This window comes from Sellimonas intestinalis, assembly GCF_001280875.1.
Taxonomy (GTDB): Bacteria; Bacillota; Clostridia; order Lachnospirales; family Lachnospiraceae; genus Sellimonas; species Sellimonas intestinalis.
In genome coordinates, this window is record NZ_LGAJ01000003.1 from 321,835 (window position 1) to 345,449 (window position 23,615).

19 protein-coding genes, 1 tRNA gene and 1 other annotated feature are annotated in these 23,615 nt (G+C 48.4%); of the genes, 17 read left to right on the top strand and 3 right to left on the bottom strand.

The features are described from left to right. Positions 1-89: 89 nt before the first annotated feature. A tRNA-Leu gene (locus AOA56_RS02455) sits at positions 90-174 on the bottom strand. A gap of 99 nt (positions 175-273) precedes the next feature. On the opposite strand from AOA56_RS02455, the gene AOA56_RS02460 reads away from it, so the two are divergent. The 6 genes from AOA56_RS02460 to AOA56_RS02485 all read left to right on the top strand — a co-directional run bounded on the left by AOA56_RS02460 (position 274) and on the right by AOA56_RS02485 (position 8,008). Then, a complete protein-coding gene (locus tag AOA56_RS02460; protein WP_024732801.1) occupies positions 274-1,758 on the top strand; it encodes a phosphate--AMP phosphotransferase in 1,485 nt (494 codons plus the stop codon). A gap of 117 nt (positions 1,759-1,875) precedes the next feature. Next, complete coding sequence (gene dnaG / locus AOA56_RS02465) at positions 1,876-3,648, top strand: DNA primase (RefSeq protein ID WP_053769086.1); 1,773 nt, start codon at positions 1,876-1,878, stop codon at positions 3,646-3,648. Positions 3,649-3,684: 36 nt separating this feature from the next. Next, on the top strand, positions 3,685-4,803 hold the full coding sequence (gene rpoD, locus AOA56_RS02470) for an RNA polymerase sigma factor RpoD (protein WP_024732799.1): 1,119 nt from the start codon (positions 3,685-3,687) through the stop codon (positions 4,801-4,803). A 9-nt stretch (positions 4,804-4,812) separates the two neighbouring features. Next, a complete protein-coding gene (locus AOA56_RS02475; RefSeq protein ID WP_024732798.1) occupies positions 4,813-5,517 on the top strand; it encodes a tRNA (adenine(22)-N(1))-methyltransferase in 705 nt (234 codons plus the stop codon). Between the two features lie 13 nt (positions 5,518-5,530). Further along, the gene (locus tag AOA56_RS02480; RefSeq protein ID WP_024732797.1) at positions 5,531-6,316 is read left to right on the top strand and encodes a Nif3-like dinuclear metal center hexameric protein; all 786 of its coding nucleotides are present in this window, start codon (positions 5,531-5,533) and stop codon (positions 6,314-6,316) included. A gap of 21 nt (positions 6,317-6,337) precedes the next feature. After that, positions 6,338-8,008, top strand: coding sequence for a nucleoside kinase (locus tag AOA56_RS02485; protein ID WP_053768880.1), 1,671 nt, complete (start codon positions 6,338-6,340; stop codon positions 8,006-8,008). Here the strand turns inward: AOA56_RS02485 and AOA56_RS02490 are convergent. Both AOA56_RS02490 and aroC read right to left on the bottom strand, forming a co-directional pair. Further along, on the bottom strand, positions 8,005-8,919 hold the full coding sequence (locus tag AOA56_RS02490; protein ID WP_053768881.1) for an RluA family pseudouridine synthase: 915 nt from the start codon (positions 8,917-8,919) through the stop codon (positions 8,005-8,007). The two genes, AOA56_RS02485 and AOA56_RS02490, sit on opposite strands and share 4 nt — an antisense overlap. A gap of 61 nt (positions 8,920-8,980) precedes the next feature. Next, positions 8,981-10,078, bottom strand: coding sequence for a chorismate synthase (gene aroC / locus AOA56_RS02495; RefSeq protein WP_024732794.1), 1,098 nt, complete (start codon positions 10,076-10,078; stop codon positions 8,981-8,983). A 208-nt stretch (positions 10,079-10,286) separates the two neighbouring features. Between aroC and AOA56_RS02500 the strand changes: the two genes are divergently transcribed. From AOA56_RS02500 to aroB, 11 genes are all read left to right on the top strand, one after another. Next, positions 10,287-11,831 carry a L,D-transpeptidase family protein gene (locus tag AOA56_RS02500; RefSeq protein WP_024732793.1) on the top strand — a complete coding sequence of 515 codons (1,545 nt, stop codon included), beginning with the start codon at positions 10,287-10,289 and terminating at the stop codon, positions 11,829-11,831. A gap of 112 nt (positions 11,832-11,943) precedes the next feature. After that, a complete protein-coding gene (tgt, locus tag AOA56_RS02505; protein ID WP_024732792.1) occupies positions 11,944-13,077 on the top strand; it encodes a tRNA guanosine(34) transglycosylase Tgt in 1,134 nt (377 codons plus the stop codon). A gap of 92 nt (positions 13,078-13,169) precedes the next feature. After that, positions 13,170-13,496, top strand: a complete 327-nt coding sequence (gene yajC, locus AOA56_RS02510) for a preprotein translocase subunit YajC (protein ID WP_024732791.1) — start codon at positions 13,170-13,172, stop codon at positions 13,494-13,496. 223 nt (positions 13,497-13,719) lie between these two features. Beyond that, complete coding sequence (gene leuB / locus AOA56_RS02515; RefSeq protein ID WP_024732790.1) at positions 13,720-14,802, top strand: 3-isopropylmalate dehydrogenase; 1,083 nt, start codon at positions 13,720-13,722, stop codon at positions 14,800-14,802. Between the two features lie 37 nt (positions 14,803-14,839). Beyond that, positions 14,840-16,510, top strand: coding sequence for a dihydroxy-acid dehydratase (gene ilvD / locus AOA56_RS02520; RefSeq protein ID WP_024732789.1), 1,671 nt, complete (start codon positions 14,840-14,842; stop codon positions 16,508-16,510). 18 nt (positions 16,511-16,528) lie between these two features. Continuing rightward, a complete protein-coding gene (ilvB, locus tag AOA56_RS02525) occupies positions 16,529-18,205 on the top strand; it encodes a biosynthetic-type acetolactate synthase large subunit (RefSeq protein WP_024732788.1) in 1,677 nt (558 codons plus the stop codon). Positions 18,206-18,262: 57 nt separating this feature from the next. Further along, positions 18,263-19,345, top strand: a complete 1,083-nt coding sequence (serC, locus tag AOA56_RS02530; protein ID WP_053768882.1) for a 3-phosphoserine/phosphohydroxythreonine transaminase — start codon at positions 18,263-18,265, stop codon at positions 19,343-19,345. Further along, positions 19,345-20,508: a phosphoglycerate dehydrogenase gene (locus AOA56_RS02535; RefSeq protein WP_024732786.1), complete on the top strand. Its 1,164-nt coding sequence runs from the start codon at positions 19,345-19,347 to the stop codon at positions 20,506-20,508. Before serC ends, AOA56_RS02535 begins: the two co-directional genes overlap by 1 nt. A gap of 107 nt (positions 20,509-20,615) precedes the next feature. Next, a complete protein-coding gene (locus tag AOA56_RS02540; RefSeq protein ID WP_053768883.1) occupies positions 20,616-21,143 on the top strand; it encodes a hypothetical protein in 528 nt (175 codons plus the stop codon). A gap of 43 nt (positions 21,144-21,186) precedes the next feature. Continuing rightward, positions 21,187-21,434 (top strand) — a binding site (T-box leader). Positions 21,435-21,507: 73 nt separating this feature from the next. Then, positions 21,508-22,521, top strand: a complete 1,014-nt coding sequence (gene aroF / locus AOA56_RS02545; RefSeq protein WP_048621968.1) for a 3-deoxy-7-phosphoheptulonate synthase — start codon at positions 21,508-21,510, stop codon at positions 22,519-22,521. A 19-nt stretch (positions 22,522-22,540) separates the two neighbouring features. Beyond that, a complete protein-coding gene (aroB, locus tag AOA56_RS02550) occupies positions 22,541-23,599 on the top strand; it encodes a 3-dehydroquinate synthase (RefSeq protein ID WP_048621967.1) in 1,059 nt (352 codons plus the stop codon). Positions 23,600-23,615: the final 16 nt, after the last annotated feature.

The window sequence follows — 23,615 nt, forward strand, 5'->3', positions numbered from 1 at the left end:
CGGTCGCCAGAACCCTTGGTAAGCCTGCGTTTTACGTTGTTGCCAAAACAAATAAAAAACCCTTACTATAAAAGCAAGGGTTTCTTCCGTGCGGAAGATGGGACTTGAACCCACACGACTGCAATAGTCACAAGATCCTTAGTCTTGCTCGTCTGCCAGTTCCGACACTTCCGCAAAGCCTTTCTTATCGGCTGTCTGAAAAATATAATACTATAGTAGGAGAGTAATGTCAACAAAAAAATGAAAAAATTTTTTCTATGAGGAGGAAGGATAATGTTAGAAAAAATTGATTTATCAAAAAAGATGAAGAAAGCAGAATATAAAGAAGAGATCAACAAGCTTTCGGTGAAGCTCGGTGAACTGCAAAGAATCTGTCAGAGCGCCAAAATTCCGGTGATGATTGTGTTTGAAGGACTGGACGCTTCGGGGAAAGGCGTGCAGATTGGAAAGCTGATTCAGGCACTGGATCCGAGAGGCTTTGAAGTGTTCGCAGTGAAGAAAGAGACGGAAGAGGAGAAGTACTATCCTTATATGAAGCGGTTTTGGACGAAAATCCCGGAGCATGGGAAGGTTTCTATTTTTGATACAAGCTGGTACCGTAAAGTCTTAGGAGAGCGTTTCGAAAATCAAATGTCTGCGGACGAGGTGGCAAGAGCCTATCATGTGATTCAGTCTTTTGAAAAAGAACTGACCGATGACAGGATGGTCATCATTAAGCTGTTCCTATACATCGACAAACGTGAGCAGAGGAAGCGGTTTGAAAAGCTGGCGGATTCCAAAGAGACAAAATGGAGAGTAACTGGGGACGACTGGAGACGAAATGAAGAGTATGACGCTTACCTGAAAGTTAATGAAGAGATGCTGGCAAAGACAGATACGGACTTTGCACCATGGACGATCGTAGAAGCGACGGACAAGCGCTATGCAGCGGTGAAAATTTATAAGACAGTAATCCACGCACTGGAAACGGCGGTTAAAAAACAGCCGGAGCCGGATGAAACGGCGCCGGAGCTAGACGAGAAAAAGACGGAGTCAGTTCTGAACAAGGCGGATCTGTCTCTGGCTTACACAAAAGAAGAGTATGAAAAGAAGAAGAAAAAGTTGCAAAAGGAATTGACGAGGCTGCACGGGGAGCTGTACCGCAGACGGATTCCGATGATCCTTGGATTTGAGGGATGGGACGCCGGAGGAAAGGGCGGGGCCATTAAGCGGCTGACCCAGGCACTGGATCCGAGAGGATATGTCGTGATCCCCACGGCGGCTCCGAACGACTGGGAGAAGAAGCACCATTATCTCTGGAGATTCTGGGTGAAGATGCCAAAGAAAGGACATATCACGATCTTTGACCGGACCTGGTACGGAAGAGTAATGGTAGAGAGGATCGAGGGATTCTGTACGAAGCGGGAATGGAAACGAGCCTACAAAGAAATGAACGAAATGGAAGAACAGCTTTCGGATTCCGGAGCAATCGTGATGAAATTCTGGATGCAGATTGATAAAGACGAGCAGGAGAGACGTTTTAAAGAGCGTCAGGCAAATCCTGAGAAGCAGTGGAAGATTACGGATGAGGACTGGAGAAACCGGGAGAAATGGGATCTCTATGAACGGGCAGTAGAAGAGATGCTTGTAAAGACATCCACGCCGTCAGCGCCATGGATTATTGTAGAAGGAAATAATAAATATTATGCACGAATTAAGGTTCTTGAGACAGTGGTAGATGCTATTCAGAAACGGATTGCACAGGAAAAAGAGAAATAAATCCGGGCTTGTTCGCTTTTTTTGAAAAAATAAAAAAAACAAAAAGGAAATCAACATCTTTTGTCGAATATATAATATTGTAGGAGAATGTACACAGACAAGAAGGAAGGGAACAGCGTGTATTACTCAGAAGACATTATCGAAGAAGTAAGAATGAAAAACGACATTGTGGACGTGATTTCTTCTTATGTGAGACTGCAAAAAAAAGGAAATTCTTATTTTGGACTGTGTCCGTTTCATAATGAAAAATCCCCGTCCTTTTCTGTCAGCCGGGACAAGCAGATGTATTACTGCTTTGGATGCGGGGCAGGAGGGAATGTGTTTACATTCTTGATGGAATATGAGCATGATTCGTTTACGGAGGCACTTCAGATCCTGGCTGAACGGGCCGGGGTAGAGCTTCCAAAAGAGCAGTATTCCAAAGAGGCAAAGGAAAGATCAGATTTAAGGGAGACGCTTCTTGCTATTAATAAGCTGGCGGCGAAGTATTATTATGCACAGCTCCGCTCTGAGAAGGGAAGACAGGCGATCCGTTATCTGACGGACCGGTCGCTTACGGAAGAGACGATTGTACATTTTGGGCTCGGATATGCCAATAAGTATAGTGATGACCTGAGCAGATACCTAAAGATGCAGGGATACTCGGATGAGCTGATCGTGAAGTCAGGGCTTGCAAGCGTGGATGAGAAACAGGGAATCCATGACAAGTTCTGGAACCGGGTCATGTTCCCGATTATGGATGTCAATAGTCGTGTGATAGGGTTTGGCGGACGTGTCATGGGGGATGCGAAGCCAAAGTATTTGAATTCCCCGGAGACGCCGATTTTCGATAAGAGCCGCAATCTCTATGGGTTGAATCGGGCAAGAACTTCCAGGAAATCGTATTTTCTCTTGTGCGAGGGCTATATGGATGTGATCGCTTTGCACCAGGCGGGATTTACGAATGCAGTGGCGTCCCTTGGGACCGCATTTACACCTGGGCATGCCTCGCTGATCCGGCGCTATGTACAGGAAGTCTACCTGACTTATGACAGCGATGAGGCGGGAACAAAGGCTGCACTTCGTGCGATGCCGATCTTAAAGGAGGCGGGGATTACATCGAAGGTGATCCGGATGGATCCATATAAGGATCCCGACGAGTTCATCAAGAATCTGGGAGCCCCGGCATTTGAGGAGCGGATCCAGAAGGCCAGAAATGGCTTCATGTACAGCCTGGAAGTATTAGAGAGACAGTTTGACTTAAACTCTCCGGAAGGGAAGACCGCATTTTTAAAAGAGGCCGCGTCACGGCTTGGCGAGTTTGAAGAGCAGATCGAGCGGGATAATTATACTGAGGCGGTAGCAAGAGCGTACCGGGTATCATTTGAGGATCTGAAAAGGCTCGTGTCAAAGACGGCAGTTGAGAAGGGACTAGCGGCTCCGGCCAGGAGACCGAAGCAGACTACGTCTGTTCAGGAGAAGGAGGATGGCAATCTGAAATCCCAGAAGATTCTTCTGACCTGGATGATCGAGGATCACAGTGTGTTCTCCCAAGTAAAGACCTATCTTTCGCCGGAGGATTTCACAGGTCGGATTTACCGGGAAGTGGCAGAGCTTCTCTATAAGCAGTACGAAGAAGGAAGTGTAAATCCTGCCAGAATTCTGAATCATTTTACCGATGAGGAGGAGCATAGGGAGGCAGCGTCCTTGTTTCATACGAAGATTCGAGAGCTTTCTACGAAGGAAGAGCAGGAAAAGGCGCTCAAAGAGACGGTGATCCGAGTAAAGAACCACAGTATTGAAGAGGCAGGACGGACGCTGGGCCCGACGGACATCAGGGGACTGCAGAAGCTAATGGAAGCGAAAAAGGATCTGCAAAAACTATTTCAGATGCAGATTTCCATAAAATAAAAAGATAGAACAAGCGATGAGAGGATGGACAAAAGCATGGAAGAAAACGTAGCAAAATTTGAGGAAAAGCTGAAAGAGCTGGTCGAACTTGGGAAGAAGAAAAAGAAAGTTCTCGAAATTCAGGAGATCAGCGATTTTCTGTCCGATCTGGAATTATCTCCGGAGCAGATGGAAAAAGTATATGAATATCTGGAAGCGATGAATATCGATGTGCTGCGTATCGGAAGTGATGACGACCTGGACGCAGATATAGATGACCTGATTCTTGCGGAAGAAGAGGAAGAAGTCGATATGGAGAAAATCGATCTGTCTGTGCCGGACGGAATCAGTATTGAGGATCCGGTGCGTATGTACTTAAAAGAGATCGGAAAGGTGCCTCTTTTAAGTGCAGAGGAGGAGATCGATCTTGCCAGAAGGATGTCTGAAGGCGATGAGAGCGCCAAGAAGAGACTGGCCGAGGCCAATCTCCGTCTTGTTGTCAGTATTGCCAAGCGGTATGTAGGTCGTGGGATGCTCTTCTTGGATCTGATCCAGGAAGGAAACTTAGGGCTGATCAAGGCGGTAGAGAAGTTTGATTATCAGAAAGGATTTAAGTTCAGTACCTATGCGACCTGGTGGATCCGTCAGGCTATCACCAGAGCCATTGCGGATCAGGCAAGGACGATCCGGATCCCGGTCCATATGGTAGAGACGATCAACAAGCTCATCCGGGTATCCAGGCAGCTTTTGCAGGAGCTTGGAAGGGAGCCGCTTCCGGAGGAGATCGCAAAGGAACTGGATATGCCGGTAGACCGTGTCAGGGAGATCCTGAAGATTTCCCAGGAGCCGGTTTCTCTGGAGACGCCGATTGGCGAGGAGGAGGATAGTCATTTAGGAGACTTCATCCAGGACGACAATGTGCCGGTTCCTGCTGAGGCTGCTGCTGCAACCCTCTTAAAAGAGCAGCTAAATGAGGTGCTTGACACTTTGACTGACAGGGAGCAGAAAGTTCTGAGACTACGTTTTGGAATGAATGACGGGCGGGCAAGAACGCTGGAAGAGGTCGGCAAGGAATTCGACGTTACAAGAGAGCGTATCCGTCAGATCGAGGCGAAAGCACTTCGGAAGCTTCGGCATCCAAGCCGCAGCCGGAAGTTAAGAGACTACCTGGATTAGGAGAGTGCTATGGAACTATCAAAGAGACTCCGGGCAGTGGCGGATCTTGTTTCGCCCGGACTAATCATAGCGGATGTGGGGACAGATCATGCGTATGTTCCCATACAACTGGTGGAAGAGGGGCGGATCCCGTCTGCGATTGCGATGGATATTAATGAAGGACCGCTTTTACGGGCTGAAAAACATATTAGAGAGCATGGGCTGGAACATAAGATCGAGACCCGAAGATCCAGTGGACTAAAAGAGCTGAAAGTTCAGGAAGCACAGAGCATGATCGCCGCCGGAATGGGCGGCGCTCTTATTATCCAGATACTATCGGACTGCCCTGAAATAGTGATTTCTCTAAAAGAATGTATTTTGCAGCCCCAATCGGAGATCGGGAAAGTGCGTAAGTTTCTCATTGCTCATGCATGTGCGATTGTAGAAGAGAATATGGTATACGAGGACGGTAAGTTTTACCCGATGATGCGGGTGGTGCCGGGAAAAAAGGAAGAAGTGCCCTATACGGAGGAAGAGTACAAGTACGGACGTATCCTTCTCAGGGAAAACCATCCGGTTCTGTTGGAGTTCTTAAAAAGAGAGATACAGCAAAAGGGGCGGATTCTGGATAGCCTGACAAAGCGAGCAGACCTTGGGGGAGGAGGAAAAACTCGTATCAGGGAGCTGACAGAGGAAAAGGAGAGCCTGGAGAGGGCGGCCGCCAGATATCATTAAAAGGAGAAACAAGATGAAAGTAAAAGAAATCCGAAGCCTGCTGGAACAGGCCGCGCCTGAGGCATATGCCATGGGCTGGGATAACAGCGGCCTGATTCTCGGCAGGACAGATAAGGAAGTAAAGAAGATTCTCATCACGGTCGATGTTGATGACAATACGGTAGACCAGGCACTTTTGCAGGGTGCGGATTTGGTCCTTTCCCATCATCCTTTGGTGTTTCAGGCGGTGAAGCGGATCACTGACGAAGAGTTTATCGGAAGGAGGATCGGAAAGCTTTTGCGGGCGGACGTTGCCTATGAGGCGATGCATACGAATTATGATGTTTGCAGGATGGGAGCACTTGTGGCAGAAAAGATCGGCCTGAAAGAATGTGTTCCCTTGGAAGAAACCGGGGAGTGGCAGGAATTGCCGTGCGGAATCGGAGTATTTGGTATCTTGGAAGAATCGGAGGAGCTTTTTTCCTTTGGGGAACGTATCAAAGAAATTTTTGGACTGGAGGAGCTTCGCTGTTTTGGAAACAGTCGTAAGATTCGGCGGGTAGCCGTCTGTCCCGGATCAGGCAGCAGTGTGATTGATCAGGCCATTGCAAAAGGAGCAGATGTATTCCTTTCCGGGGATGTCGGGCACCATACCGGGATTGATGCGGTTGCCCAGGGAATGGCAGTATTGGATGCAGGACACTACGGATTGGAGTATCTGTTTATGGAGGACATGAAACAGTATCTGCAGAAGCAGACAGGAGGAAAGATCGAGATTTTCACAATGCCAAAACAACTGCCGTATTCTGTAATTTTATAAGGCTGGAAAGAAGGTGGCAACTTGAGTAAGAGATGTTATTGCGTGACATTGGAGGATGGATCCACAAGAGAGTATCCGGAAGGGACAAGATTTCTTGAGATTGCGAAGGATTTTCAGGGGCATTACGAGAATGATATTGTGCTCGTGATCTCAGATGGAAAGCTCCTGGAGCTCTATAAGACACTGGAAAAGGATTGTTTCCTCCGGTTCCTCACAACAGGAGATGATATCGGATTAAAAACATATCGAAGAAGCATGAGCCTGATGCTCGTAAAGGCTGTCTACGACACGGCCGGACACGACCGGATTCGGAAAGTGAGGATCCATTATGCGGCGGGCCAGGGCTATTACTGCACGATCGATGGGGATATCAGCCTGAATGAAGTATTTCTACGGCAGGTGGAGGAGACCATGCACAGGATCGTGGAGCAGGATCTCCCGATCGAAAAGCGTAGTATCCATACGGATGAGGCCGTAGAACTATTCCATCAATATGGAATGTATGACAAGGAGGAGCTATTTAAATACCGGAGAAGTTCCCGGGTTAATCTGTACCGGATGGGAGCTTTTGAGGACTATAATTACGGTTACATGGTACCATCCACCGGGTATCTGAGATACTTTGCCCTCCATCTGTACGATGAAGGGTTTGTGATCCAGTTGCCGGAAATCGCCAATCCAAGGGTGATTCCTCCGTTTGCGGTAAGAGAGAAGCTTTTCCAGGTGCAGAAGGAATCCATGAGATGGGGGGATCTGCAAAATATTGAGACAGTGGGGGATTTAAACAGGGAAATTGTGCAGGCTGGAGCGCAGAATATGGTGCTTGTACAGGAGGCGCAGCAGGAGAAAAAAATTGCGGAGATTGCAGAGCAGATTGCAAAGCGGGGCGATGTCAAGTTTGTGCTGGTGGCTGGTCCATCATCTTCCGGTAAAACGACTTTCTCACATCGGTTGTCGATTCAGCTTAAGGTCAACGGGATGCGTCCACATCCGCTTGCGGTGGATAATTACTTTGTCAACCGGGATCAAACGCCAAAAGATGAAAGGGGGAACTATGATTTCGAGTGCCTGGAGGCCATCGATGTAGAGCAATTTAATGAGGATTTAAGACGTCTGCTTCTGGGAGAAGAGGTGGGGATTCCAACTTTTGATTTCATTACCGGACAGAGGAAATATGACGGCAGAAAGCTGAAGATGGAGAGTCGGGATATTCTCGTGATCGAAGGTATCCATTGTCTCAATCCGAAGCTTACCGAAACCCTTCCGGATGACCGGAAGTTTAAGATTTATATCAGTGCCCTCACTCAGCTCAATGTAGATGAGCACAACCGGATTCCGACGACAGATGGGAGATTGATCCGGAGGATTGTCCGTGATGCAAGGACGAGAGGTACGACAGCGGCAAGGACAATTGCCATGTGGTATTCTGTCCGCCGGGGAGAGGAACGCAACATCTTTCCGTTCCAGGAGGAGGCGGATATTATGTTTAATTCGGCCCTGATTTATGAGCTTGCAGTGCTTAAGCAGTATGTAGAGCCCCTTCTCTTTCAGATTACACCAGATATGGAAGAATACCATGAGGCAAAACGCCTTTTGAAGTTTTTGGATTATTTTCTTGGAATCGGAACAGATCGGATTCCGGCAAACTCCCTGTTACGGGAGTTCATCGGAGGGGGATGCTTTGATCTTTAGAGCTGTTCTAATGTGGAAGCAGAGAAAAAGGCACGCATATCATCCGGAAGTGAAGCAGTAAAGGAAAGCGGCTTTTGGCTGATAGGATGCAAAAAGGAGAGACGGTAGGAGTGAAGTGCCTGCCGTCTTATCTTTGTGTAATCCGGGCAGTAAAGAAAATCGCCCGGAAGTGGATAGCCTAGATATTTCATGTGGACCCGGATTTGGTGGGTGCGTCCCGTATCAAGCCAGATCCGGACGAGGGAATATCCATCTTCAGAGGTCAGAAGCTCATAATGGGTTCTGGCCGTTTCTCCGTGTACAAAATCTATCTGCCGCTCTATGGTCGAGCCATCCTTACGTCCGATCGGAGCATCCACGATGCCGGAAACATCCGGAACACCTTTTGTAACAGCCAGGTATTCCCGGTGAATCTTGCGGTCTGTCACCATCCGGGAGAGCAGCGCCGCACTGTAAGTATGTTTGGCAAGAATCAGAAGACCGGTCGTATCCCGGTCCAGACGGTTGATGCAGCGGTAGACAAAGGATTCGCCTTTCTGACAGAAATACCAGGCGGCTGCATTGGCAAGGGTATTCTCGTAGTTCCCCTGAGAAGGGTGAATCGGCATGTTGGCGGGCTTGTTGACGATGAGCAGATCTTCATCTTCATAGATGACTGGAAAAGGCAATGGTCTTGGAACAATATGGTCGGAGGTCTTTTCTTCCGCCAGACGAACTAAAAGACGATCTCCTGGAGAGAGGGTATCGTGGACTCTGGCCCAGACGCCATTTTTCAAAATCCCTTCCGGCGTTTTTTTCAGAGAGACAAGAACCGCATGAGAATATCCGCGGCCTTTTAAAAAGCCATGGATTGTAAGCGGGGAAGTTCCGATGTTTTCTTCTGTGATGAGATAAGTCAGTTCCCGGGACATAGGGGAATCTCCTTTCCTTTTTGGAGTCTCAGAGGAATGTTGAACCAATATAGAACAAAAGCTACTGGTAAATCCGGCGCAGGTTGTCCATGGTGGCGCTCATGTTGCGCAGAAGCAGGTCTGCTACAGTCAGAGCGGCCATGGACTCTATGACAACGACAGCCCTTGGAACAATGATCGGATCATGTCGTCCTTTTACAGAGAGTTCTACCTCTTCCATGAAAGTGTTGACAGTGTGCTGTACAGAAGAGATCGATGGAGTCGGCTTGATGGCCGCCCGGAAGCAGACAGTACTCCCGTCACTCATTCCGCCCAGCGTTCCGCCGGAGTGGTTGGTCTGTTTCGCTAATTGTCCGTTCTGGATGCAGAACGCATCATTGTTTTCTGTGCCCTTTGCCTTTGCCGCGGCAAACCCGTCTCCAATTTCAAAGCCTTTGACGGCCCCGACAGAGAGCACTGCCTGGGCAAGCAGAGCGTCCAGCTTGTCAAAAACAGGTTCTCCGATTCCGGCAGGAAGCCCCGTGATCTGACACTCAATGATCCCTCCCGCAGAGTCTTTCTGTTTCATGCAAGTATTCAGATATGCCTGCGCTTTTTCGGAATAGCCCAGGTGAGGCATACAAAGCGGATCCTTCGTAAGAACAGAAAAATCGTACTCTTCCTCCGGAATCGTGTAAGGTCCGATTGCCTTGGTGTAGGCTTGTACATGAATACCAAGACTCTTTAAAAGCAAAGAAGCGATAGCTCCTCCAGCCACCCGGCCGATCGTCTCCCGGCCGGAAGAGCGGCCGCCGCCCCGGTAGTCCCGGCACCCATACTTTGCGTCAAAGGTGTAGTCTGCGTGTCCGGGGCGGTAACAGCTTTTGATCTGTGTATAATCATGGGAGCGCTGATCCTGATTGCGAACGAGCATAGAGATCGGGACACCGGTTGTGTGTCCCTCAAAGACGCCGGAGAGGATTTCTACCTCGTCTGCTTCTTTCCTCATGGTGGAGTAGGAGGTCTGCCCCGGTTTCCTGCGGTTTAGGAAAACCTGAATATCAGAAGAGGACAAAGAAAGTCCAGCAGGACATCCGTCCACCACCACGCCAATTCCGGCTCCGTGGGATTCGCCCCATGTTGTAATCTGAAAAAGAGTTCCAAAAGATGATCCTGCCATAATCATACCTCCCAATACGAAAAATTTTGCATAAACTGTTATATATTATATAGAAGGAGGGGGAAAACTGCAATCGAATTTTGTGGAAAGACAGCGAAAAGTAAGCAATACATCCGACAATTTTCAACAAATTTTCACTGTACTTTTCCATATAGACATATTATAATAGCGATGTATAAGGTTAATAAGCAAGGGGTAGATTAGAATTATGGAAAACAACGAAAACAGACAGAATGAAGAGCTTCAGTTTTCGAATCAGGATCATACATTGGACAGTGACAATACGACGGTAAGAAAGACAAGGATTAAGCATAAAAGAGGGCCAAGAAAGAAAAAAGAGAAAAAAACAATGTCTAAGAACACGAAGAAACGGATTTTTATCACATTAGGAAGTGTTGTGGGAGTTGTGGCGGCTGTATATCTGGGCGGAGCCTTTTATTTTCACAGTCATTTTTATCCGCACACGACGATCAATGGGAGCGATTTCTCATGGAAGAGCGTTGCGAGTGCAGAGGAGCATATGAAGAACCAGGTGGAGAGCTATACTCTGACGTTAAAAGAGAAGAATGGGCAGACGGAGGAGATTTCCGGACAGGATATCGATGTCATTTACAAGAAGAACCATGCCCTTGAGAAAGTCAAGGAGAAGCAGAATCCATTCCTCTGGCCGAAGGCGTTTTGGAAAGAGTCTGACGTTACAGCAGAGATCGGTATCGAGTACGATGAGGGGAAGCTTGACAGCCTGCTTGCATCTTTACAATGCGTGACGGCGCCTGACCAGGTTGTATCCAAGAATGCGCAGCCGGTCTATGACGGCAATCAGTTTGTCATCCAGGATGAGGTTGTCGGCACCCAGGTGAATCAGGAGACCTTTGCCGCAAAGGTAAAGGAAGCGGTGAGCGGCTTTACAAAGGAGCTCGACATGGAGGCGTCCGGCTGTTATCTTGCACCAGCGTATACAAAGGAATCACCAGAAGTACAGGCGGCAGTAGATACGATGAATAAGTATCTCCAGACGAAGATCACCTACGACTTTTCACCTAAGACTGAGGTGGTGGATAAGACGATGATTTCGCAGTGGCTGACGGTAGATGACAAGATGCAGGTGACTTTTAATACTGAGAAAATCAATAAATATATCGCACAACTTGCGACAAAGTACAATACGGTCGGCACGACAAGGACATTTGTATCAGGTCGTGGAGACACGGTTCAGGTAGAAGGCGGGGATTTCGGATGGTATCTGAACCAGAAAGATGAATATGCGGCTTTGACTGCAAATATAGAAAGTGGGCAGGAAGTGTCAAGAGAGCCGAAGTGGTCAAGAAGAGGAGCGGATCATGGAGATCAGAATGACTATGGTAATACCTATGCGGAAGTTGATCTGACGACACAGAAATTCTGGTTCTTCCAGAACGGTCAGATGATTATGAACTGCGACATTGTAACCGGAAAGCCAAACGGATCGGATGATACTCCGCAGGGAAGCTATGATCTTACCTATAAGACGAAAAACGCGGTGCTTCGTGGACAGCTTCTTCCAAACGGAAAGTATTCCTACGAATCGCCAGTGGCATTCTGGATGCCGTTTAATAATGATATTGGATTCCACGATGCTTCATGGCAGACTCGATTTGGAGGAGACTGGTATCTGACACACGGGTCTCATGGATGTATCAATATGAAATATGACGATGCAGCCAAGCTGTATGATCTGATCAATGAGACGACACCGATCATCTGCCATTTTTAAGGCAACCGTTCAGCCACGTTTGTGATGATATAAGCCCCGTAGCAGCGAATACAAGCTGCCATGGCTGAACGGTTACTTTTTAGATTTTAAAGACAGAACGGAGAAAAGACAGATGTATGAATTATTAAAAAGAGACGGCCTCGCAAAGAGAGGCCGTTTTACAACGGTACACGGCACAGTTGAGACGCCGGTGTTTATGAATGTGGGTACGGCAGCGGCCATCAAGGGTGCGGTTTCCACGGATGATTTAAGGGAAATTAAGACGCAGGTGGAGCTTTCCAATACCTACCATCTCCACGTCAGACCGGGAGATGAGGTTATCAAAAAGCTCGGCGGCCTGCACAAGTTTATGGTGTGGGACAAGCCGATACTGACAGATTCCGGTGGATTCCAGGTGTTTTCCCTGGCGGGACTCCGCAAGATTCAGGAGGAGGGCGTTCATTTCCATTCCCATATTGACGGCAGGAAGATTTTCATGGGGCCGGAGGAAAGTATGCAGATTCAGTCAAATCTGGCGTCTACCATTGCAATGGCCTTTGACGAATGTCCAGCCAGCACGAAGGACCGGGATTATATTGAGCGCTCTGTTGCCCGCACGGCCCGCTGGCTCAGACGGTGCAAGGCAGAGATGGAGCGGCTGAACAGCTTGCCAGATACGATCAATCCACATCAGATGCTCTTTGGAATCAACCAGGGCGGAATCCTGGAAAATGTCCGGATCGCCCACGCTCAGGAGATTGCTGAGCTGGATCTTCCAGGCTACGCTATCGGCGGTCTAGCTGTAGGAGAATCCCATGAAGAGATGTATCGGATTCTTGATGCGGTTGTTCCGTATCTCCCACTGGAAAAGCCGACCTACCTGATGGGGGTAGGGACGCCCGCTAATATTCTGGAGGCTGTAGACCGGGGCGTGGATTTCTTTGATTGTGTGTATCCGACACGAAACGGACGACACGGACATGTGTACACGAATCACGGCAAGCTTAATCTTTTCAACGCGAAGTACGAACTGGATGAGCGTCCGATTGAGGAAGGGTGCGGCTGTCCGGTTTGCCGGAAATATTCACGAGCTTATATCCGACACCTTCTGAAGGCAAAAGAAATGCTTGGTATGCGATTCTGCGTACTCCACAATCTGTATTTTTACAATACGATGATGGAAGAGATCCGCGCTGCTATTGAGGAAGGACGTTACAAAGAATACAAAAAGCAGAAGCTGGAAGGAATGAGCCTAAGCCAGAAGTAAAGAATGTATAAAATCCGGAAAAGTACTTGAAGAATTGGGAAAAATTGTGTATGATAGCAATAGTGTTTAGCTAGAAGTAGGAGGAAAGAATGATGGAATACACAGTACTGACAGAGTCAAGCGGAGGTTTATTTGCGAATCCGCTCTTTTTGATTCTCTTTTATGTTGTAGTTCTTGGTGGACTTTGGTTCATCCTGATGAGACCGCAGAAGAAAGAGCAGAAGAGAGTAGCGGCGATGATCGCTGATATGGAAGTTGGAGATACAGTTCTGACAACAAGCGGATTTTACGGTGTTGTAATCGACATCACAGAAGAGGACGTCATCGTAGAATTCGGAAATAATAAAAACTGTCGTATCCCGATGCAGAAGGCAGCCATTATGCAAGTAGAAAAGCCAGGTGCAGGAGATGCCAAATAGGAATGAGACAGCATAAGAATGAAGGAGCAGATTCCGCTTTTTGCGGGGTCTGCTTTTCTTATTTTTTAGGAAACTGTGTTCCTATGAGATAAAAAACGCTTTGCAAGAAGCGCACTGCGGCGAATTGGAAGATGTAGCTAAACACTTTTACAAGGTAAAGGGTTGAAACAAAAACGAAAATATTATATGATAATTGATAACAGATTTTCTGGGAGGGATACGAATGAATTTAAAAATCGGAGTGATAAAAGGCGATGGCATCGGACCGGAAATTGTCCGTGAGGCTATGAAAGTGCTGGATCTTGTTGGAGAGAGATTTGGCCACACCTGTGAGTATACAGAACTTTTGTTGGGTGGTGCATCCATTGATGTCCATGGAGTTCCGCTGACAGACGAGACTGTGGAGGAGGCAAAGCAGTGCGGCGCGGTTCTGATGGGATCCATCGGAGGTGACGCAAAGACGTCTCCGTGGTATAAGCTGGAGCCATCCAGACGTCCGGAGGCAGGGCTTTTAAGGATACGCAAAGAGCTTGGACTTTTTGCTAATCTACGGCCGGCAGTACTCTATGAAGAGTTGAAAGATGCCTGTCCGCTAAAGCCGGAGCTTACCGAGGGTGGATTCGACTTTATGATTATGAGAGAACTGACAGGAGGGCTGTATTTCGGTGAGAGAAAGACAGAGGAAATCGGCGGTGTGATGACGGCGATGGACACTCTTTCCTACAATGAGAATGAGATCCGCCGGATTGCAAAGCGTGCGTTTGATATCGCGCAGAAGCGCTCTAAGAAAGTGACCAGTGTCGATAAGGCGAATGTGCTCGACTCTTCCAGACTTTGGAGAAAGGTGACAGAGGAGGTGGCAAAGGATTATCCTGACGTGACGTTGGAGCATATGTTGGTTGACAATTGTGCGATGCAGATTGTGAGGAATCCAAAGCAGTTCGATGTGATTTTGACAGAGAATATGTTTGGGGATATTTTGTCGGACGAGGCAAGTATGGTAACGGGCTCTATCGGAATGTTGGCAAGCGCAAGCTTAAATGACAGTAAGTTTGGACTGTACGAACCAAGCGGTGGTTCTGCGCCGGATATTGCGGGGAAGGGAATTGCCAATCCGATCGCGACCATTCTTTCCGCTGCCATGATGCTGCGCTTCTCTTTTGATCTGGATCAGGAGGCAGACGCGGTGGAGAGGGCAGTCAGCCAAGTGCTTTTGGATGGATACCGGACAGGCGACATACTGTCTGAGGGCTGCACTTTAGTAGGTACGAAACAGATGGGAGATCTCATCTGTGAGCGGATATAAGAGACAGGACAGACAGAGAACGAGGAGGAAGAAAAGCATGAGAAGTGATACAGTGACAAAAGGAAGCCAGCAGGCGCCACACCGTTCTTTAATGAACGCGCTTGGGATTACAAAGGAAGAGATGGAACGGCCACTTGTAGGAATTGTAAGCTCCTACAATGAGATCGTGCCAGGACATATGAATCTGGATAAGATCGTGGAGGCGGTAAAAATGGGCGTCGCTATGGCAGGAGGAACACCGATTGTATTCCCCGCGATTGCTGTCTGTGACGGAATCGCCATGGGACATATCGGAATGAAGTATTCTCTTGTAACAAGAGATCTGATTGCGGACTCCACAGAGGCTATGGCGCTGGCACATCAGTTTGACGCTCTTGTCATGGTGCCGAACTGTGATAAAAATGTGCCGGGACTTCTGATGGCGGCAGCCAGGATTAACATTCCGACGATCTTTGTCAGCGGCGGACCGATGCTTGCGGGGCATGTGAAAGGAGAAAAGCGAAGCCTTTCCAGCATGTTCGAGGCCGTAGGAGCGTATGCGGCAGGATCTATTACAGAGGAAGAACTGGATGAGTTCGAGTGCAAGGTGTGTCCAACCTGCGGCTCTTGTTCTGGTATGTATACTGCAAACAGCATGAACTGTCTGACTGAGGTACTTGGAATGGGATTACAGGGCAATGGTACGATTCCTGCTGTATATTCTGAACGGATCCGTCTCGCAAAACATGCGGGAATGAAAGTGATGGAGCTTTGGAAAAAGAATATCTGTCCACGGGACATTATGACAAAAGAGGCGATTTTGAATGCCCTTACTGTGGATATGGCGCTTGGATGCTCCACCAACAGTATGCTGCATCTCCCGGCAATCGCACACGAGATCGGTATGGATTTTGAGATTGATTTTGCTAACGGCATCAGTGAAAAGACGCCGAATCTCTGCCACTTGGCTCCGGCAGGCCCGACTTACATCGAAGATCTCAACGAGGCGGGAGGAGTCTACGCCGTGATGAAGGAGCTGGATAAGAAGGGACTATTACATACAGACTGCCTAACTGTGACCGGAAAAACAGTAAAGGAAAATATTGCCGGATGCGTCAATAAGAATCCAGAAGTCATAAGACCGATTGACAATCCATATAGTGAGACGGGAGGGCTTGCTGTTCTGAAAGGGAACCTTGCTCCCGATGGAAGTGTGGTAAAACGCTCGGCGGTTGTGGAAGAGATGATGGTTCACGAAGGACCAGCCAGAGTCTTTGACTGTGAGGATGATGCGATCAAGGCTATCAAGGGAGGCGAGATTCATCCGGGCGACGTGGTCGTGATCCGTTATGTAGGACCAAAAGGGGGGCCTGGTATGCCGGAAATGCTCAATCCGACGTCAGCGATTGCGGGCATGGGACTGGGATCCAGCGTGGCTCTGATTACAGACGGAAGGTTTTCCGGCGCGTCCAGAGGCGCTTCCATCGGACACGTGTCACCGGAAGCGGCTGTAGGCGGGCCAATCGCTCTTGTAGAGGAAGGAGACCTCATCCGTATTGATATTCCAGGATTAAATCTGGAGCTTGCCGTATCAGGGGAAGAGCTTGAGAAGAGAAGACAGGCATGGCAGCCGAAAGAGCCTGAGGTTCGTACAGGTTATCTTGCAAGGTACGCTTCCATGGTGACAAGTGGAAACCGGGGAGCAATCCTGGAAATTCCGAAAAACTAGACGAAAGGATGAAAAACAATGAAGCTTACGGGAGCAGAAATTGTAATAGAATGTTTAAAAGAGCAGGGTGTAGATACAGTGTTCGGATATCCGGGCGGCGCTATCCTCAATGTGTACGATGCACTGTATCAGCACCAGAATGAAATCCGCCATATCCTGACTTCCCATGAGCAGGGGGCGGCCCATGCGGCAGACGGCTATGCCAGAGCGACAGGAAAAGTGGGGGTATGCTTTGCCACAAGTGGACCGGGAGCCACAAACCTGGTGACCGGAATTGCCACAGCCTACATGGATTCCATTCCGGTGGTGGCCATCACCTGTAACGTAGGAGTCTCTCTCCTTGGAAAAGATAGTTTCCAGGAGATTGATATCGCTGGCATCACTATGCCGATCACAAAGCATAACTATATTGTAAAGGATGTAAATCAGCTTGCGGATACGATCCGCAGAGCATTTGGCATTGCGAGAAGGGGAAGGCCAGGACCGGTGCTCATTGATATTCCGAAGGACGTGACGGCCAATATGGCAGAATATGAGCCAAAGAAGATCGTCCAACCAAGGAGAAGAGAGTGTGTGGACGAAGTGGAGCTTCAGGCTGCCGCAGATATGATTCAGGAGGCAAAAAAGCCGTATATCTTCGTAGGCGGAGGTGCGGTTCTCTCTGATGCGGCTGAGGAATTGCTTGAGTTTGCGAAGAAGGTGGATGCCCCGGTCGCGGATTCCCTGATGGGAAAAGGCGCCTTCCCGGGAACGGATCCGTATTACACAGGGATGTTGGGAATGCACGGGACGAAGACGTCCAACCATGGAGTCAGCGAGTGTGATCTTCTGATTGTTGTAGGAGCCAGATTCAGTGACCGTGTTACTGGAAATGCGAAGAAATTCGCCTCGAAAGCGAAGATTTTGCAGATCGACATTGATCCGGCGGAGATGAATAAAAACGTCATCATTACCCAGGGTGTGACCGGGGATATTAAAGTCGTGCTTTCGAAACTAAACGAGATGCTTACGCAGCAGGATCACAGTGAGTGGATACGCCAGATTGAGGAGTACAAGGCGAAGTATCCGCTGACTTATCATCCAGATGTGTTAAGTGGGCCGTTTGTGGTAGAGGAGATCTACCGTCAGACAAAGGGAGAGGCCATCATTGTGACGGAAGTCGGACAGAACCAGATGTGGGCCGCACAGTACTACAAATACCCGAAGCCGAGGACGCTTTTGACGTCCGGAGGACTGGGAACGATGGGATATGGTCTGGGTGCTTCTATCGGAGCCAAATGTGCAAGGCCGGATAAATGCGTAGTGAATATTGCGGGGGACGGCTGTTTCCGGATGAATATGAATGAGATTGCTACAGCAGTACGTAGTCAGATTCCAGTAATTGAAGTCATTTTGAATAACCATGTACTCGGTATGGTCAGGCAGTGGCAGGACCTGTTCTATGAGAAGCGTTATTCCGCTACCGTTCTCAATGACCAGGTGGATTTCGTGAAGCTTGCCGAGGCCATGGGAGCAAAAGCATTCCGTGCCTCTACAAGGGAAGAGTTTGTGCAGATCTTTGAGAAGGCGAGAGGTTTAAACGAACCAGTGCTGATTGACTGTCAGATTGACTGTGATGAAAAAGTATGGCCGATGGTTGCTCCAGGAGCGGCGATTGATCAGGTATTTGATGAGGGGGATTTAGTAGAAAAGTAAGTTTTCATACCTTCCAGGGGACGGGGAATTTCTGGATGGGAAGCAGGGAGGGAGAGCATGAGCAGAGTGTATAATTTTTCGGCGGGGCCGGCGGTCCTTCCGGAGGAAGTATTAAAGGAAGCTGCAAATGAGATGCTGGATTACCGGGGGTCGGGCATGTCTGTCATGGAGATGAGTCATAGATCCTCTAGTTTTGAGACAATCATCCGGAATGCCGAAAGGGATCTGCGGACGTTGCTTGAGATACCGGAAGACTATGAAGTACTGTTTTTGCAGGGAGGTGCTTCACTGCAATTTTCCATGATTCCGATGAATTTGATGAAACAGCGGAAAGCGGACTATATCGTGACCGGACAGTGGGCGAAAAAAGCCTGGAAAGAGGCAGAAAAGTACGGGGAGGCAAGGGTGATTGCCTCTTCGGAAGACCGTACCTTTTCCTATATTCCAGATGTCAGTGATCTTCCGGTATCAGAGGATGCGGACTATATCTATATCTGCGAAAACAATACAATCTACGGAACGAAGTTTCATAAGCTTCCGGATACGAAAGGGAAGCCACTTGTGGCAGATGTTTCCTCCTGCTTTTTGTCAGAGCCTGCAGACATTACAAAATACGGGATTATGTACGGAGGCGTGCAAAAGAATATCGGACCGGCAGGTGTGACAATCGTCATTATACGAAAAGACCTGATCTCTGATGATGTTCTTTCCGGGACTCCGACTATGATGCGCTACAAAATTCATACGGACGCCAAGTCTCTTTACAATACTCCGCCGGCTTACGGTATCTATATCTGCGGAAAGGTGTTCCGGTGGCTTCTGGATCTGGGAGGACTTCCGGAAATACAAAAGCGCAATCAGACAAAGGCGGCGCTTCTGTATGAATATCTGGATAACAGCAGGCTTTTTTCCGGAACGGTGAAGAAGAAGGACCGGTCGTTGATGAATGTACCGTTTGTGACAGGAAAGAAAGAACTGGATGAAAAATTCATTGCCGAGGCAGAGAAAGAAGGACTTGTCAATCTGAGAGGACATCGTAGTGTCGGCGGGATGCGTGCCAGTATCTACAATGCCATGCCGTATGCAGGTGTGGAGAAACTTGTGACCTTTCTGGAAAGATTTGAAAAGGAGAACGGGTAATGTATCAGTATCAATGTTTAAATGCTGTCTCTGAGGCGGGATTGTCGCTCTTTCCGGAGAGCTATCAGAGGACACAGTCGATGGAGGAGGCGGACGTCCTGCTTGTACGCAGTGCATCCTTACACGAGACAGTGTTTCCGGACAACGTAAAAGCTGTCGCAAGGGCAGGAGCAGGAGTCAATAATATTCCCCTAAAGACTTGTGCCGAAAAAGGAATCGTCGTCTTTAATACGCCGGGAGCTAACGCAAACGGTGTAAAAGAGCTGGTGATCGCAGGGTTGCTTTTAGCCTCCCGGGATATTATCGGCGGGATCGAATGGGTGAAAGCACACGCTGGAGAGGAGCAGATCGCAGGGGCGGCGGAGAAGGAGAAAAAGCGATTTGCGGGACAGGAGATTGAAGGTAAGAAGCTTGGCGTCATCGGTCTGGGAGCCATCGGGGCGCTGGTAGCCAATGCTGCGCTTCACCTGGGGATGGAGGTGTACGGGTACGATCCATATCTGTCTGTGGATTCTGCCTGGAATCTTTCACGCCATATCCATCATGTCAGAGATCTGGAGGAAATCTGTCGGGAATGTGACTATATTACGTTGCATGTACCGGTGGTGGACGATACAAAGGGGATGATCCATCGGGAGACACTTTCTCAGATGAAGGATGGAGTCATTCTTTTAAATTTTGCAAGGGATCTTCTCGTAAAAGAGGAGGATCTTCTGGAAGCATTGACGACAGGACACGTCCGCAGTTATGTGACGGACTTCCCGACAAAGAAGCTTTCGGGAAAGGAACGGGTGATCGTGATTCCACATCTGGGTGCTTCTACGGACGAATCAGAGGAAAACTGTGCCAGAATGGCGGTACGTCAGCTACAGGATTATCTGGAAAACGGAAATATTGTCAATTCCGTCAATTATCCAAACTGCAATATGGGAAAGAAAGGGAAGAACCCGAGACTTACAGTACTTCATTACAATGTACCGAATATGATCGGGCAGTTTACCATGCTTCTGGCAAAACGGGGCGTCAATATTGCGGATCTGACAAACAAGAGCAGGGGACGCTATGCCTACACGATGATTGATATGGACGAAACTGCCTTTCCAGAGCTGGAAAAGGAACTCTTACGGATTGAGAATGTCCTGAAGGTACGACTGATTCTATAAGTAAAATCGTAGAGATTTACATTTATTTTAAGAATTCCTTCCTTGTATCAGGAGGAAAAGTACGCTATAATCGTATCGGATTATACAGAAACCGAGGTCAGATACGAGTGAGAAGAGAGACATTCCGTCTTGGAAAAGAGACGAAAAAGAATCTGTTTCATAGGAAAAGAATAAAAGTAAAAGGAAACGTGCCGGCCGCTGTTGCAGCCGGTGTCGTTTTTTGTCTGGTGGTGTACCTTCTTTTTGTGATTGTGCCAGGGCTTCATAAAGCACAGGAACCAGTCATTGTGCTGACGCCAGAAGCACGGACAATACGGAAGGGGGAGGCGCTTCCGGAGTTTCAGGCGAAAGCTGTCTTAAAAGAAGGGACAAGAGAAGAGGAAAAGAAGACGTGGCTTAGTAAACAGGCGGGATACCGGATCGAGGATCTCTTACGGGATCTGAATGAGGGGGAGGATTATGAGATCGACTGCGACGCGGATGGCACGAAAGCAGGAGATTTTCCGATGCGGATCCGGCTATCCGGTGAGCTGACAAGTTCTCTGGAGAGCGAGTGGAAAGGAAAAGTCAGAATTCAAATCAGGTCCGGCATATTAACGGTAAAAGAGGCTGTGGAAAAAAGTGTTGACAAATAAGAAGATGTGAAGTAAGATAAGAACAACTTTATAAATCTGCTTTGAAAATACGAAGAAAAGAAGTAGTAGGCAGCATGGAATGTGACAGAGAGTCCCGGAAGGTGGAATGGGATACAGAAAGTGTTACCGAATTCCTCTTGGAGTAGAGTGCTGAACGTATTGACCAGTAGGCATTTCCGGCAGCAGCCGTTATCTGCGAGGGTATATCTGGAGACAGCGTACCTGGTGAGGCAGTCATTGCGAGATGACTGTGAAGTGAGGTGGAACCACGATGATTGTATCGTCCTCTGAGTGTATCAGAGGACGTTTTTTTGTCAGGATTTTCAAAGTCAGGAAGAGTGTGAGATAGCAGGAGGAAAAGCATATGATTATTGTACTGAAACCCAGAACAACAGAGGAAAATTTAAACCGGGTCATTAAAATGGTGGAGACAAAGGGACTGGAAGCTCATGTTGTCCGCGGAGAAGAGATGACCATCATTGGCTGTATTGGTGATACAGTCCGTATCGATCCGCGTCTCTTTGAGGTGGATCAAAGTGTCGATAAAGTCATGCACGTTCAGGAGCCGTATAAGCTGGCAAACCGGGCGTTCCATCCTGAGGATACGATCGTCGATGTGTCCGGTATTCCGGTGGGCGGCGGTCATATGGCAATGATCGCCGGACCATGTTCTGTGGAGAGTGAGGAGCAGGTCATCGATGTGGCAAAGGCAGTGAAAGAGGCGGGGGCCAATATGCTGCGGGGCGGAGCATTCAAGCCACGCACCAGCCCATACTCTTTCCAGGGACTTGGGTTGGAAGGACTGGAGATGCTGTGCAGGGCAAAAGAAGAGACCGGGCTTCCGATCGTAACGGAACTGATGTCTGGGGAATATCTGGATATCTTCGATGAGAAGGTGGATCTGATCCAGATCGGTGCCCGCAATATGCAGAATTTTGATCTGTTAAAACAGCTTGGACGGACGAAACGACCAATTCTCTTAAAGAGAGGATTAAATGCCACCTACGAGGAATGGATCATGTCAGCAGAGTACATTATGGCTTCCGGAAATGAAAATGTCATCCTGTGTGAGAGAGGCGTGCGGACCTTCGAGACCTACACAAGAAATACGCTGGATCTTCAGGCGATTCCGGTGCTGAAGAAGATGACCCATCTACCGGTTGTCGTAGATCCAAGCCATGCCGGAGGAAAATGGTGGCTTGTAGATACGATGGCGAAAGCAGCCCTGGCAGCCGGAACGGACGGGCTGATGATCGAGGTCCACAACAATCCGGACTGCGCCTTGTGCGACGGCGGTCAGTCCCTGAAACCGGAAAAATACGCGGTACTGTTAGAGCAGCTCCGCAGGATCGCACCGATTGTAGAGAAGACATGGTAGAAAAGAGCGTGAAAATCAGATGAAATTACATGTAAATCTTGGGGAAAACAGTTATGATATTGTGATCGAAAAGGGACTCCTCAAAAAAGCGTCGGAAGAGATCCGGGAGGTGTATTCCGGCAAACGAATTGCAGTCATTTCCGATGACAGCGTCTATAGGATCTATGGAGGAGAGCTTCTGAATCAGCTAAAGTCAACTTGGGAGTGCAGCACGGTGATCCTTCCACACGGGGAAACGTCCAAAAGCATCAATGTCCTTCCAGGTGTCTATGCCAAGCTTTTGGAGTCAGGACTATCCAGAAGTGATCTGATCGTCGCTCTGGGGGGCGGCGTCATCGGAGATTTGGCAGGATTTGTGGCAGCTACTTATCTGCGGGGAGTCCCGTTTATCCAGATTCCCACATCCCTTCTGGCTCAGGTAGATTCTTCCGTGGGAGGAAAAGTCGCGGTGGATTTAAAAGAAGGCAAAAATCTCGTGGGATCATTTTATCAGCCGAAGAAAGTACTGATCGATCCTGACGTCCTTGCTACCTTGCCACAGCGGTATATTCACGATGGAATGGGAGAGGTCATCAAATACGGATGCATCAAAGACGCTTCTTTGTTTGCTACCTTGAAGGAGGCAGGCAACTTTGAGAGACTTGCGGAAAAGATGACGGAAGTCATTACAAGATGCGTTGATATTAAGCGGGGGGTTGTAGAGGAAGATCAGTTTGACACCGGAGAGAGGATGCTTTTAAATTTTGGACATACACTGGCGCATGCTATAGAGCAGAAATTTGCCTACGGGCGGGAGAGCCACGGAGAAGCAGTGGCTATCGGGATGTATCAGATCACCCGGATTTCCGAGGAACAGGGACTAACCAAAGAGGGTACGGCCGAAGAGATTCGGAAGATACTTGCAAGTTATGGACTCCCGGTGTCCTGCGGCGTGAATCTTGGAGAACTCAAAGAGGCCATGAAGCGGGATAAGAAAAACTACAAGAACAGTCTGCGGTTGATTCTTTTGGAGGAAATCGGAAAGAGCCGGATACATCCTTCTGATCTTTCATTCTTCAAAGACAGCCAGATGGCATAAAGATACGGCAGGAAAG